Raw genomic sequence first — 13,963 nt, forward strand, 5'->3', positions numbered from 1 at the left:
CGCTATTCGGTGAGTTCCCGAGGGATCACGAAGGCCAGCGGCGCGCCGCTGGCCTGTGTCATGTCGGACCAGTTGTCCACGTCGAAGTCGACCACCAGTGTCGCGCAGGTCGGGTAATCGGCAAAGCGCGGATGGTCGGGGGCATGGCTTACGAGATTTTCGGCAAAGCCCGCGATGCCGGGATTATGCCCCAGCATGAGAACGCAAGCGCCTTTGGCACGGTTGAGTTCCTTGAACATGGTTGCCGGGCTGGCGTGATAGAGGCTGTCAAGAAAGCGCGTTGGCGCGTCGAGCTTCAGGCGGTCGAGTGTTTCGCGGGTGCGTGCCGAGGAGGAGCAGAGCACTTCGTCGGGCAGATAGCCGTGGTCGCGAAGCCAATCCCCCAGTGCCTTGGCTGAGCGGCGGCCCCGCCCGTTCAGGGGGCGGGCGTGATCGGGTAGAGCGGGGTCGCCCCAGCTTGATTTCGCGTGGCGCATCAGAATCAGGCGTCGGGTCATTTGAAGGCCCTCATGTGAAAGGCGGATTGGTCTTCGCTGCGCCCGTGCGCTTGGCTGACGGGGCAGGCGCGGCGCACGGCGCAGCCACGCGTCAGGCAATCATTGCCTGCGCGGTCGAGATCGGTCTTGCAGGCGGCGACATCATAGCCTTTCGGTGTCAGTGCGTCGACCGGGCAGGCGGACAGGCAGGGCCGGTCTGCACAGGTTTGGCACGGGTTGGGCGGCGGCTTGGGCAGCTTGATATCTTGGGTGAAACCGAGTGCGCCGCGGTAAGACACCATCAAACCGGCGTCGTCATGCACAAGAAGGCCAACCTGTGAGATATGCGCGCGGCCGCTATCGACAGCCCATTGCAGGAAAGGTTGCCACGGCGGGCCGCCAAAGGGGAAAAAGGCCCGCGCACCCAAGGTTTGAGCCACTTGGGTGATAACGCGCGATGACCAGCGATCCAGCGGGTCGGCGCTGCGGTCCCTGGATTCGGGCGAGGTGGTGAAGTGCGGCCAGAAACCGGGGGTTTTGGGCCCCAGCAAGAGCAGGGTCTTTAGCCCTTCTGGAAGGCCTGTTTTGACCCCGCCAAAGACCGTGAGGTGATGCGGCTTGAGCGCCCGTTCTATTTCATCCAGCGTCATTTACGGCGAAAGGGCAGGCCGAGGGACCAGCCGAGTTTGGAGGGGTTATCATCCTGCCATTCAAGCCCCACGGTCATGTCGTCATGGCCTGCCTCGGGCTGTGGGATGTAGGTTCGAAACATCCTGTCCCAGATCGACAGGGAAAAGCCATAGTTGCTGTCATGTTCGTGCCTGTGGATCGAGTGGTGAACCCGATGCATGTCGGGGGTGACAAGGACCTGCCGCACGATGGCATCCAGCCAGAGGGGCAAGCGGATGTTGGCGTGGTTGAACATGGCCGTGCCGTTGAGGATGATCTCAAACAGCACGATGCCGATGGCGGGCGGGCCCAGAAGGTAAACAAGCCCGATCTTGAGCAGCATCGACAGGGCAATTTCCACCGGATGAAAGCGAATGGCGGTGGTGACGTCCATATCGCGGTCGGCGTGGTGGACGCGGTGAATGCGCCAGAGGATCGGCACCTTGTGGGTGATCAGGTGCTGCGCCCAGATCGCGAAATCGAAGATCAGGACGGTGGCGATGACCTTTGCCCACATCGGCGCGTCGATGGATTGCATTGCGCCCCAGCCATTGGCCTGCGCATCAAGGGCTGCGCCCACCGCGAGAAGGGGCAGGGCGAGGGCCAGGAGGCGCAACGTGAGCGTATCGAGGATGACAATGCCCCAATTGGTCACCCAACGGCGGCTGCGCGGCTGGCTGCGGGGGCGGCGTGGTGCAAAGGCCTCGATCGCTGCGAACAGTGTGAAGAGGCCCAGAAAGACGCTCAGACGAATGATGGCTTCGTTTTCCATGGCATGCAAACTATGCCAAACGTGGCGCGGCGCAAGCGGGATGCAGCCCAATGACGCAAGCGTGAAACGGGGTTAGCTTTTGCGAATGATCGACCCGGCGCCGTGATCCGTGAACAATTCCAAAAGACAGGCGTTCGGTGCGCGGCCGTCAAGGATAACGGCGGCACGCACACCGCCGTCGATGGCGGCAAGGCAGGTTTCGGTTTTGGGAATCATGCCACCGGCGATGATGCCTTGGGTGGTCATGTCGCGAATTTGTTCGGCGGTCAGTTCGGTAACGACCTCGCCGCTGGTATCACGGACTCCGTCGATATCGGTCAAAAGCAAGAGCCGGTCGGCCTTGAGGGCAGCAGCGATGGCCCCGGCGGCGGTGTCGCCGTTGACGTTGAAGGTTTCTCCATGCCGTCCGGCCCCCAAGGGTGCGATCACTGGAATCGTATCGTCTCTAAAAAGCGTGTGCAAAAGGCTGGGGTCCAATTCGGTGGGCGTGCCGACAAGACCGAGCGCGGGATCGGCTGCGTCACAGGTCATGAGATTGGCATCCTTGCCGGATAGCCCGACCGCCTTGCCGCCCTGGGCATTTATCGCCTGGACGATACGTTTGTTGACCCGCCCGGAAAGGACCATTTCCACGACTTCCATCGTCGCCTCGTCGGTGACGCGTTTGCCGCCCACGAAATCCGATTTGATGGCGAGTTTGTCGAGCATCTGGTTGATCATCGGGCCGCCGCCATGGACGATCACCGGGTTCACGCCCACCTGACGCATCAACACGACGTCGCGGGCGAAGCTGTCCATGGCCTCGTCGCTACCCATGGCGTGGCCACCCAGTTTGATGACGACAATCGCCCCATCATAGCGTTGCAGGTAGGGCAAGGCTTCGGACAGGGTGCGGGCCGTGGCGATCCAATCGCGGTTCATATCTCTTTTCTTCATCGGTGATCCCTCGTTGGGCGGTGTTATCCCCGGATGGGCCGCTGTCTGCAAGGGGTCAGACACCGATGTAGCGATCGACAATGGAATGGTCGGCGCGCAGCTCTTCGGCATCCATTGTCGCGCCGTTGCGGCCGTTCTCGATGAAGGCCACCCGATCGGCCAATTCCAGAACGGCATCCACACGTTGTTCGACAAGCAGGATCGCCACCCCGGCGCTTCGCATTCTGTCAATGACCTGGCGGATGGCCTCGATCATCGAGGGTTGCAAGCCCTCGGTGGGTTCGTCCAGCAATAGCGCCTTGGGTTTGAGGCAAAGAGCGCGTGCCGTGGCGAGCATTTGTTGTTCCCCGCCCGAGAGGGTTTCGGCGCGTTGGTTCATACGTTCGCGCAGACGCGGGAAAAGCTCCAATACCTCGTCAAGAGTGTCCTTGCCATGGTTGCGGGTGCGCAGGCCTATTTCAAGGTTCTGGGCCACGGTCAGCCCGGTGAACAAGCGGCGCCCTTGGGGGATATAGGCAATGCCGGCTCGGGGAATTTCATGGGCTGGCCGGCTGCTGATGTCCTCTCCTTCGAGGCGTATGCTGCCGGACATGAGCGGCAAAAGGCCCATGATCGTTTGCATGGTCGTCGTTTTGCCCGCGCCGTTACGCCCCAGCAGGCAGAGAATTTCGCCAGATGCCACGCGCAGTGAAAAGTCCCTGAGGACCTGGGCCTTGCCGTAGCCTGAGTTTATGCGGTCAAGTTCCAGCATCAGCCTTTCCCAAGATAGGCCGCTTGGACCTCGGCGTTTTCGTGGATTTGCTGCGGTGTGCCTTCGGCAAGCAGTTCGCCGAAGTTGAGCACCGTCACGCGGTCGGCCAGTTCCATGACGACGCTCATGTTGTGTTCGATCAAAAGAATTGTCGTGACCTTGCGCAGGTCGTTTATCAGCGCCTTGAAATTTTCGATTTCATGGTCGGCAAGACCTTGGGTCGGTTCATCGAGGATCAGAAGCCGCGGTTGTTGGACAAAACCCATGGCGATCTCCAATAACCGCTGGTGACCGTAGCTGAGGTTGCCTGCGTCCTCGTCAATCCGGTTCTTCAGGCCCACGCGTGCAAGTGCGGAGTCCACGGCCGCCGGTACGTCGGGTTTGGGGATATGGCGGCGGGCGGCGAGCGCCACGTTTTCGCGGACCGAGAGGCGTGGGAAGACAGAAGTGATCTGGAATGTATAGGCGATCCCAAGCTGCACACGCTTGTGCGCGGGCAGATCGGTTATTGCCCGGTCGTCGAAGGTCACCGTGCCGGATGAAGGTGCAAGGCGACCGCAGATCAAGCTGACCAAGGTGGTCTTTCCTGCGCCATTCGGGCCGATGAGTGCGCGTACTTCCCCCTTGGGCAAATCCAGATCGACATTCGTTACCGCCTGCAGCCCACCGAAGCTTTTGGTAAGCCCGCGCGTCGAAAGCAGGGTCATGGCAGCCACCTCCAGACCCGGCGGCGCAATTCACCAACCAGACCCTGAGGTGCAAAGAGCGTGAGCACGATCAGCGTGACGCCCGCGATGAGCATGTAGGCGGTCGTAATGCCGGAGCTGAGGTCGATCAGGTAGAACATGAACAAGGTGCCGACGAAGGGACCAAGGACCGTGCCGGCCCCTCCCAAAAGCACCCAAAGCAGCGGGAAGATCGAGTATTGTACGCTGGCAAAACTTGCCCCGGCATAGCCAAAGAGCAGGCCGTAAGCCGCTCCTGCGGATGCCGAGATCGTGCCGGAAATGATCATTGCCGCCAGCTTGTGTGCAAAGGTGTTGTACCCCAGCATCCTGACACGTTCCTCGTTTTCGCGGATGGCAATAAGCGTTCGGCCAAAGGGGGCTCGGACCAGGGCTAGGGAGACCAGAAGGCATGTTGCAAAAAGAATGAAGGCCGCGAAGTACCGGTTTGTCGGTTCGCTGAGATCAATGCCCCAAAGCACACGTTGGGCCGCTTGAATGACGAAGCCCTCGTCGCCTCGTGTGTATTGAGCAAAGTAAAGGATCGTCAGATACCCCGCTTGCGCGAACATCAAGGTCACGATCATGAACGCCACGCCGGCTGTTCTCAGTGCCAGCAGAGCCAAGGCTGCGGATACGGCAGCCCCCGCGATCAGACCGGTCAAAAGCGCCGGCGCGGCGGTGAAACCTGCGTGCTGGATGGTCAGGCTGAGGCCGTACATCCCGGCCGCGAAGAACAGGGCGTGGCCGAGGCTGAGCAGGCCGGTGTAGCCGAACAGGATATTGTAGCCGATGGCGTAGCTCGCCAGAACCATGATGCGCGCCAGATTGCCATGATGATAGGCTGGCAGCACAAATTGGAGCGCGAAGAGAAGCGCAAGAAGGCCCAGGTGCAAGCCAATAACTCGGCGGGTCTTATTCATACAGCGCGTGTCCCGAACAGGCCCTGTGGGCGGAAGACAAGGACGAGGCCGACCAGAAGCGTCGCCAGGATTTTGGCCAGTGTTGGTGAGAAGAAGACCGAAATGATCCCGTCGGACAGCCCGATAAGAACGGCTGCCAGAACCGTTCCGGGCAGGGAGCCAAGGCCACCGATGATGACCACGATGAACGATAACAGCAGCGGGTCCGCGCCCATCAGGTAGTGTGCCTGCTGGATTGGCACGATGAGAACCGCAGCCAAGGCCGCCAATCCCGCGCCCATGCCGAAGACCAGGGCATAGACCCGCTCCACGGGAATCCCGAAGGCCAATGCCATTTCGCGGTCCGCCTGGGTCGCGCGCATGAGCAGGCCCGCGCGAGAGCGCGTCATCAACACCCAGACCCCAGCCAGAACCGCGGTGGCTGCGCCGATAACGGCGAGTTTGTAAGATGTCGTTGAAAGGCCCCAAGGGTAATAGAACTCAAGACCATTGTCGCCAAACTCGATCCAAGGCAATGCGATGCGTTCATTGAATGGCGCCTCGACAGGGCGGGCTTCGGGGCCGTAGGTCATCAGCGTGAGCTGCTGGATCATGTAAAGCAGGCCGATCGTGGCGACGATCGTGCGCTCGGGGTCGTATTCCAGGCGCTTGAGGATCGTCATGTCGGCCACGACGGCGATGACGCCGACGAAGAGGGGCGCGACGACAAGCGCCAGAGCAAATCCAAGGGCGGGGTGGCCGCCGAAGGATTGGGCCACGTACCACGCGATGACGGCACCCAGCATGAAGAACTCGCCGTGGGCGATGTTGACCACGCGCATGACACCGAAAACAAGCGACAGGCCGACGGCTGTCAGCGCCAGAACCGCGGCTGTTACTGCGCCTTCGAGCGATGCGAGCAGGATATAGGGACCAAGTTCCATGTCGATACAAGGATTGACCCGAAGCGCGGCCAAAGGGCAACCCTAATGTTGCCTGCGATGCACGTTGACTTTTGAAGGTCGGTGCCCAAACGTTATGAAGGAATGTGGGATGGTACTGGAATGGGGCAAGACAGAACGGGCATTGTCGCGGGAATCGACGTTGGTGGCACGTTCACCGATCTTGTGCAGCTTGACGAAAACACTGGCGAAGTTCGCTTGGCCAAGGTGCCCAGTACCCCGGACAATCAGGCCTTCGGTGTCATGGATGCTCTTGCCACGGCCAAGTGTGATTTACCCGCACTCGATTTGATCGTTCACGGCACGACCACCACCACGAATGCTGTTCTTGAACGCAAGCTGAGCCGAACGGGCCTGATCACGACGCAGGGGTTTCGCGACGTGCTGGAGCTTGGACGCCGGACGCGACCGCAAGCCTATGGAATGACCGGGCGGTTTGAGCCGATCATTCCGCGGAACTTGCGAATTGAAGTGCCCGAGCGCATGGATGCTTCGGGCGAGGTGCTGGTTGCACTTGATGAAAACGCAGTCGTGGAGGCCGCGAAGGTCTTGCTGGATGCCGGGTGTGAGGCGGTTGTCGTGCATTTTTTGCACGCTTATGCAAACCCGGAACATGAGCGCCGAGCAGGTGAGGTGCTGTCAAGCATCTGGCCCAATGCCCATATCACGCTTGGCCATGCGATCTTGCAGGAATCGCGTGAGTTCGAACGTGGTGTTACCGCGGCGGTCAACGCGAGTGTCCAGCCTATACTGGACAGGTATTTGGCGCGGCTGTCCGAGGAATTGAGCGCAAGCGGATATGACCGCGATATCTTGGTGATGAACGGAAACGGTGGCATGGTGTCCTCCCGTATAGTCGCGCGCGAGGCGGCCAAAACGGTGATGTCGGGGCCTGCGTCCGGTGTCATGGCTGCGGCCTATATCGGGCGATTGGCGGATATGCCGGACCTGATCACCTATGACATGGGTGGGACCTCGACTGATGTGTCGTTGATCAGAGGCGCGGAGCCCGCGGTTTCGAATGAAATCGAGATCGAGTATGCGATGCCTATTCACGTTCCGATGGTCGATGTTCGGACGGTCGGGGCTGGAGGCGGATCAATCGCGCGTGTCAATGAAGCGGGACTCTTGGAAGTGGGGCCGCATAGTGCAGGGGCCGATCCCGGGCCGATTTGCTATGGCAAAGGTGGTCGGGACCCGACGATTTCCGATGCGAACCTGATCCTGGGGCGTCTTGACCCCGCGCAACTGGCGAAGACGGGAAGGATTGCCCCTGACAAGGTGGCGCAACGGTTTGCCGAAAAACTTGCGGAGCCGTTGAATTTGGACGTGACCGAGGCTGCCGAGGCCGTGATCCGGCTGGCCAATACCAAGATGGCAGGCGCCATTCGCATGGTATCGCTGTCGCTTGGGGTGGACCCGCGCGACTTCGCGCTTTTCGCGTTTGGCGGTGCGGGGCCGTTGCACGCCGCCAGCCTTGCGCGGGAATTGGGGGTTCCGAAGGTGCTGGTCCCTGCGCGGCCGGGTATCACCAATGCCATCGGATGCGTGGTTGCGGACTTGCGGCATGACTTCGTCCAAACCGTCGCCTGTGCCGTCGAGGACCTTGAAGAGGGTCAATTGGAGAGCGTTTTTGCCACGCAATCCGCGGAGGGTGAGGCCCTTATCGGCCAAGAGCGGGTCGAATCCGAGCGCATTCGGTACCTTTACAGCGTGGATATGCAATATGCCGGGCAAACCCATCTGTTGCGTGTCGATCTGGAACGCCCCGATGTCAGCCGGGACGACTTGCTCAGGCTTTTCGAGGTGGCTTATTTCAATCGGTTTCGCGTGGCGCTTGAGGGCGTGCGGGCGATCGTGGTGAATGCGAATTGTTCGGTTATCGGGGAGCGGCAGGCGTTGGATTTGTCGACATTGATTGATCCAGCGGGCCGCAAGCCCGGCGTTGCAGACGCGAGAGTCGGCCATCGCCGCGTGCGCTTTGGTGGCGATTGGTACGAAACGCCCATCTATAGGCGAGATTTTCTACCGCTTGAGTTTCAGATTTCGGGCCCGGCGATTGTCGAGCAGATGGATACGACGGTGCTGATCGAACCATGGGACCGTGCGGAAGGGGACCGGCATGGCAATGTGATCGTGCATGTGGATGGTGCGGCATGACGATAGACCCGATCACCCTTTCAGTTATTCAGGCCCGCTTGATGCAGGTTTGCGATGAGATGGACCTTGCTTTTTCGCGGGCCGCGTTTTCACCGGTGATTGCCGAGGCGAATGACCGTTCCGATGGCATTTACGACCCGGTGGACGGGTCTTTGATCGCTCAAGGCGCGGGCGGGCTGCCGGTATTCGTCGGGACAATGCAGTATTCAACCCGGACCCTGATCGAGATGATCAATGCGGGGCGCGTTTTGCCGCCAGAGCCGGGTGATATTTATATCGTCAACGATCCATATCTTGGCGGTACGCACCTTATGGATGTGCGTTTTGCACAGCCCTATTACCGCGACGGGGAGATTTTCTGCTGGCTGTCGAATACCGGGCATTGGCCGGATACAGGCGGGGCGGTTCCCGGTGGGTTCTCAGCATCGGCAACGGCAGTCGAGCAGGAAGGTTTGCGGCTTCCGCCGGTCAAGCTGTTCAAACGTGGAGAAATGGATCACGAGATCTATTCGATTATCTGCTCCAACATTCGCGTGGCCGACCAGCGGATTGGAGATGTCAAAGCACAGGCGGCAGCCCTTGATTTGGGGGCCGAACGGATGGATGCGCTTCTGGATCGGTACGGAACAGCGACGGTTAGGCAAGCCATTGCAGAACTGCGCAGTCGAGCAGCACAGCAAATGCGGGCATTCGTTCGAGAAATTCCATTTGGCCGGCATTCCGCCACGGCGTGGATCGACAGTGATGGAGTCGTTGACGCGCCTTTGGCCATTCATTTGACGGTTCGTCGGGATGACGACAGCCTTGTTTTCGATTTTGCAGGATCAAGCCCGCCTTGTGCGGGGCCGATGAATTCTGTCAAGGCGACAACCCTGTCATCGGTCTATCTTGCCATGCGACATATCTTTCCAGAAGTTCCGATCAGCGCCGGGGCTTTCGAGCCGCTGAAGGTTATCGGCATCGAAGGTACGTTTCTTGACGCGCAGTACCCAAGGCCGGTGTCGGGATGTGCCGCCGAAGTGAGCCAGCGCATCGCCGAGGCAGTCTTTGCCGCCTTGGTGGAGGCTTTGCCCAGCCGCGTGACAGCGGCACCGGCCGGAACGAGCGGGAATTTCGCCTTGGGTGGTCACGACCCCCTGCTTGGACGGGATTACGTCATGTACCAATTGTCTGGTGGAGGATACGGCGGGCATGCTGGCGGTGACGGATTGAGCAACGGGTGTTCCACCATCGGTATTTCCAAGGCGCCGCCGGTCGAGATCATGGAGCAAGCCTTTCCCGTGCTTTACCATCGTTATGCGCTGCGCGAAGGGTCGGGCGGCGCTGGACGGATGCGGGGTGGTTTCGGGCTGGAATACGATGTGGAGTTACGGCGCGGGACGGCGCGTGCAAGTTTTGTCATGGACCATGGCCGATTTGGACCACAAGGCGCAATCGGCGGGCAGGATGGCGCCAAGAACGAGGTCACGGTGTTGTTGCGCGGGGTGGCTTACACACCTGTTCATTTGTCGAAGGAACAGGATATCAACCTGTCCGCCGGTGACCGGGTTCAGGTGAAAACCCCCGGTGGTGGTGGCTATGGCGACCCTTTTGAGCGACCACCTGAGGATGTGGCGCATGATGTTGCCCTTGGACGGTACAGCTTGAAACAAGCTCTAGATCTTTTCGGTGTGGTTCTTCGCGAAGATGCCGGCACTTTGGAGGTCGACGTTGGGAAAACAGTGGCAGCAAGGCACAGTTGAGCAAAGTTGCGCCTTGTGGATGGAGGTAGCGATTGCTACCGCTGCACAGAGTAGCGATGGAGAGAGCTTTGAAACCAGTTCTGGTTACGGGTGGTGCCGGTTACATCGGGTCTCATGCTTGTAAGGCACTGAGAAATGCCGGATATGAGCCGGTTACTTACGACAACTTGTCGACTGGCTGGCGCGAAGCGGTGAAATTCGGGCCTTTTGAGCAAGGCGACCTGAATGATCGTGAAAGGCTGGATCAGGTTTTCGCCAAGTATAAGCCGGTCGCTGTCATGCATTTCGCCGCGTTGTCGCTTGTTGGGGAGGCGATGCAAAAACCGGGCCTGTACTGGCGCAACAACGTAGCGGGGTCGCTGACGTTGATTGAGGCCTGCACCGCGGCCGGTTGCAGGAACTTCGTTTTTTCCTCGACCTGCGCGACCTATGGAGAGCACGACAATGTCGTCTTGACTGAGGATACACCACAGCAACCGCTTAATGCCTATGGCGCCTCGAAACGTGCGATCGAGGATATCCTGCGAGACTTCGAGGCCGCTTACGGCCTGAAAAGCGTTGTTTTTCGATATTTCAACGTGGCGGGTGCCGATCCTGAAGCGGAAGTGGGCGAGGCGCATGATCCTGAGACGCACCTTATTCCCGTCGTGTTGCAAGCGATTGACGGCCAGCGCGATGGGTTGACGATCCATGGCACGGATTACGACACGCCGGATGGCACGTGTATTCGCGATTACGTCCACGTTTGCGATCTGGTCGAGGCGCATCTTCTTGGCCTGAAGCGTCTGGAAGAGGGGGGCGAAAGCTCTGTCTTCAACTTGGGTACTGGAACGGGATTTTCTGTTCGTGAGGTGATCAAGGCGGCCGGTAACGTGACCAACCGGGACGTTCCTGTTCACGAAGGGCCTCGGCGTGAGGGCGATGCGACGAAATTGGTTTCCGGGTCGGAAAAGGCAGCCACAGAACTTGGCTGGACAACCAAACGGTCCACGCTTCACGAAATGATCGAGGATGCGTGGAGATGGCAGCAGAAGAGCGGATACAAGCAGCTATAGTTCGATACCGCGCATTGAATGACTGAGGCCCGTCGCGTGGTTTTGCGGTTTGAGCCCTGTATTTGTTTTTTCGCATCACTGTCTTGCTAGAACCTATGTGATGCGCGCCCTTTCGTTGACTGCCACGCGTCTTGGGCGCATTAAGAGGGCAAAAAGAGCGGTTACCGTTGAAAGGTATTGAGGCATGAAGATTGCGATGATCGGCACGGGCTATGTCGGGCTTGTCTCGGGGGTATGTTTTTCAGATTTCGGCCATGATGTCGTTTGTGTCGATAAAGACCCGGCCAAAATCGAAAAATTGAACAACGGGAACGTCCCGATTTTTGAGCCTGGGCTCGAGCAGCTCATGGCCAAGAATGTTGATGCCGGCCGCCTGTCATTCACCGGTGATCTCAATGCTGCGATTGCCGAGGCTGAAGCGGTTTTCATTGCGGTTGGCACCCCGACGCGCCGAGGTGACGGACATGCCGACCTGAGCTATGTCATGGCTGCGGCCGAAGAGATCGCAAAAGCGGCTGACCGCTATGTTGTGATCGTCACCAAATCCACGGTGCCTGTCGGCACGAACCGGCAAGTGAAGCAGGTCGTCAAGAAGGCGAATCCGGATTTGGACTTTGATGTCGCGTCCAATCCTGAATTCTTGCGCGAAGGGGCGGCGATCGAGGATTTCATGAAGCCTGATCGCGTGATTGTGGGCGTTCAAACCGATCGCGCTGCGGAAGTGATGGCCGAGATTTATCGTCCGCTATACCTGCGCGATTTTCCGATCCTGACCACGGATTTGGAAACGGCAGAAATGATCAAATATGCGTCAAATGCTTTTCTGGCGACCAAGATCACCTTCATCAATGAGATCGCGGCACTTTGCGAACGGACTGGCGCGGATGTGAAGCGCGTGAGCCATGGCATGGGGTTAGATAAGCGGATCGGGGACAAGTTTCTTCATGCCGGGCCTGGCTATGGTGGAAGTTGCTTCCCGAAAGACACGCGCGCGTTGGCCCGTATCGGACAAGATCACGGCTTGCCGATGCAGATCACCGAAAAGGTGATCAATGTGAACGAGGAAATGAAGCGGCGGATGATCGACAAGCTTCTTGATCTTTGTGACGGGTCGTTCAACGGCAAGATCGTGAGTATTCTAGGTGTGACATTCAAGCCGGATACCGACGACATGCGTGAAGCGCCAGCTTTGACAATCGTGCCGGCGCTCGTAGGTGGTGGCGCGAAAGTTCGGGTGTGTGACCCTCAGGGCCAGCATGAAGGTGAGTCGCTTTTGCCCGGCGTGCATTGGCAGGACGATCCGTATAAATGCGTGAACAACGCGCATTTGCTGGTCATCTTGACGCAATGGAACGAGTTTCGGGCGCTGGACCTCAAGAAAATCGCCAAGAAAATGGCGACCCCGCGATTTGCGGATTTGCGGAATATCTACTCGGTCAAGGATGCAAAACGGGCCGGTTTCGAGGCTTATGAGAGTGTCGGACGCACGGGGTACTGGCTAAGGCAGAAAGAGGAATAGCGGGCCGGTTTCACCGAGCTTTGATCAGGATAGCACGGAAATCGTTGACGTTGGTCAGGGTCGGCCCTGTTACGACCTGCGTGCCGAGGCGTTCGAAATAACTGTGCGCGTCGTTATTCTCCAATGCGGAAGCCGCCGCATGATAGTTGCTGCTTGCCAATGTATCCGGGCCGATGATCGCGCCGGCGACATCGGCCGCACCATCGACACCGTCGGTGTCGCAGGCAATTGCATGGATGCCATCACGGCCATTGAGCTCTAACGCCAAGGCAAGCATGTATTCGGCATTTGGACCGCCAATTCCATTTCCCGTTCTGGTCACCGTCAATTCACCGCCAGACAATAGGAGCTTGGGCGCGTCACCGCGCTTCATTTGGTTTTGTACCTTGATCGCGCGTCTGGCGTGGTCTTTGGCAATCGTACGCGCTTCACCTTCGACAGAATCGCCAATGACAGTGACGTCCAAGCCCTCGTTCAATGCCATGTCAGCCGCTGCCTCAAGAGATTGCGACGGCGCGGCATAGATCACGTTCTCGACTGATGAAAGGCGCGGGTCATAGGTTTTGACAACGGCAGTCGGGCCGGTGAGCACAGCTTTGGCGGACCTTGGTATAGGGATTTTGAACTGGCGCAAGATCTGCAGCGCATCCTCTGGTGTGCTGTCGTCGCCCACCGTGGGACCAGAGCCGATCATGGCCGGGTCGTCGCCGGGGACGTCCGAGATCATCAGGGACAGCATTTTTGCCGGATGCGCTGCAATCGCCAGTTGCCCGCCTTTGACCCGGCTAAGATGCTTTCGCACGGTGTTCATCTGGCCAATCGTGGCACCGGAGGCCAGAAGCGCGTTATTGATCGCTTGTTTTTCTTTCAGTGTGATGTTGCCCGCAGGGCAAACAAGTAACGCGGATGCGCCACCAGATATCAATGCCAAGACCGTGTCGTTTTCAGACAATCCCTCCAAAAGACCCAGTATTCTTCGGGTGGCGCGCAATCCGTTTTCGTCGGGCACGGGATGGGCGGCCTCGACGATCTCAATGCCTTGGCATGGGCGCGCATATCCATAGCGGGTGATCACCAATCCTTCGCAGGGGCCATAGACAGCTTCCACGGCTTCAGCCATCCGGGCGCTTGCCTTTCCTGCACCTATGACCACGAGGCGACCCGTCGGGCGGGGCGGCAGGAATCCTGCAAGGCTTTGCATCGGATCGGCGACTTCGACGGCCCGGTCGAACAATCGGCGCAGAAGGGTGGTGGGATCTTTCATCAAGCTGTCCTAGGGAGTTGTCCGGCGACA

General features: G+C 59.1%; 13 protein-coding genes. 4 read left to right on the forward strand and 9 right to left on the reverse strand.

The window, feature by feature from the left end; all coding sequences use genetic code 11:
* Positions 1-2: 2 nt before the first annotated feature.
* The 8 genes from QZ498_RS02565 to QZ498_RS02600 all read right to left on the reverse strand — a co-directional run bounded on the left by QZ498_RS02565 (position 3) and on the right by QZ498_RS02600 (position 6,175).
* Positions 3-497: a histidine phosphatase family protein gene (locus QZ498_RS02565; protein ID WP_294619921.1), complete on the reverse strand. Its 495-nt coding sequence runs from the start codon at positions 495-497 to the stop codon at positions 3-5.
* Positions 494-1,126, reverse strand: a complete 633-nt coding sequence (locus tag QZ498_RS02570) for a ferredoxin (protein WP_294619923.1) — start codon at positions 1,124-1,126, stop codon at positions 494-496. The genes QZ498_RS02565 and QZ498_RS02570 overlap by 4 nt, the downstream gene beginning before the upstream one ends.
* The gene (locus QZ498_RS02575) at positions 1,123-1,917 is read right to left on the reverse strand and encodes a sterol desaturase family protein (protein ID WP_294619925.1); all 795 of its coding nucleotides are present in this window, start codon (positions 1,915-1,917) and stop codon (positions 1,123-1,125) included. Before QZ498_RS02575 ends, QZ498_RS02570 begins: the two co-directional genes overlap by 4 nt.
* A gap of 72 nt (positions 1,918-1,989) precedes the next feature.
* Positions 1,990-2,853 carry an acetylglutamate kinase gene (gene argB, locus QZ498_RS02580; RefSeq protein ID WP_294619926.1) on the reverse strand — a complete coding sequence of 288 codons (864 nt, stop codon included), beginning with the start codon at positions 2,851-2,853 and terminating at the stop codon, positions 1,990-1,992.
* A 55-nt stretch (positions 2,854-2,908) separates the two neighbouring features.
* Positions 2,909-3,604 carry an ABC transporter ATP-binding protein gene (locus QZ498_RS02585; RefSeq protein ID WP_294619928.1) on the reverse strand — a complete coding sequence of 232 codons (696 nt, stop codon included), beginning with the start codon at positions 3,602-3,604 and terminating at the stop codon, positions 2,909-2,911.
* A complete protein-coding gene (locus tag QZ498_RS02590; RefSeq protein ID WP_294619930.1) occupies positions 3,604-4,311 on the reverse strand; it encodes an ABC transporter ATP-binding protein in 708 nt (235 codons plus the stop codon). The genes QZ498_RS02585 and QZ498_RS02590 overlap by 1 nt, the downstream gene beginning before the upstream one ends.
* On the reverse strand, positions 4,308-5,252 hold the full coding sequence (locus QZ498_RS02595) for a branched-chain amino acid ABC transporter permease (RefSeq protein ID WP_294619932.1): 945 nt from the start codon (positions 5,250-5,252) through the stop codon (positions 4,308-4,310). The genes QZ498_RS02590 and QZ498_RS02595 overlap by 4 nt, the downstream gene beginning before the upstream one ends.
* Entirely contained in the window at positions 5,249-6,175 is a 927-nt protein-coding gene (locus QZ498_RS02600) for a branched-chain amino acid ABC transporter permease (protein ID WP_294620008.1), read from the reverse strand. The genes QZ498_RS02595 and QZ498_RS02600 overlap by 4 nt, the downstream gene beginning before the upstream one ends.
* Before the next feature lie 120 nt (positions 6,176-6,295).
* Between QZ498_RS02600 and QZ498_RS02605 the strand changes: the two genes are divergently transcribed.
* The 4 genes from QZ498_RS02605 (at position 6,296) to QZ498_RS02620 (ending at position 12,669) form a co-directional block, all read left to right on the forward strand.
* Entirely contained in the window at positions 6,296-8,353 is a 2,058-nt protein-coding gene (locus QZ498_RS02605; RefSeq protein WP_294619934.1) for a hydantoinase/oxoprolinase family protein, read from the forward strand.
* Positions 8,350-10,095, forward strand: a complete 1,746-nt coding sequence (locus tag QZ498_RS02610) for a hydantoinase B/oxoprolinase family protein (RefSeq protein ID WP_294619936.1) — start codon at positions 8,350-8,352, stop codon at positions 10,093-10,095. The genes QZ498_RS02605 and QZ498_RS02610 overlap by 4 nt, the downstream gene beginning before the upstream one ends.
* Before the next feature lie 68 nt (positions 10,096-10,163).
* Complete coding sequence (galE, locus tag QZ498_RS02615; protein WP_294620010.1) at positions 10,164-11,150, forward strand: UDP-glucose 4-epimerase GalE; 987 nt, start codon at positions 10,164-10,166, stop codon at positions 11,148-11,150.
* A gap of 184 nt (positions 11,151-11,334) precedes the next feature.
* Positions 11,335-12,669, forward strand: coding sequence for a UDP-glucose/GDP-mannose dehydrogenase family protein (locus tag QZ498_RS02620; RefSeq protein ID WP_294619938.1), 1,335 nt, complete (start codon positions 11,335-11,337; stop codon positions 12,667-12,669).
* 10 nt (positions 12,670-12,679) lie between these two features.
* Here the strand turns inward: QZ498_RS02620 and QZ498_RS02625 are convergent, their stop codons facing one another.
* Positions 12,680-13,933: a glycerate kinase gene (locus QZ498_RS02625; RefSeq protein WP_294619940.1), complete on the reverse strand. Its 1,254-nt coding sequence runs from the start codon at positions 13,931-13,933 to the stop codon at positions 12,680-12,682.
* Positions 13,934-13,963 lie beyond the last annotated feature (30 nt).

Origin of the sequence: uncultured Roseovarius sp., from assembly GCF_913057115.1 — a bacterium.
Lineage (GTDB): Bacteria > Pseudomonadota > Alphaproteobacteria > Rhodobacterales > Rhodobacteraceae > Roseovarius.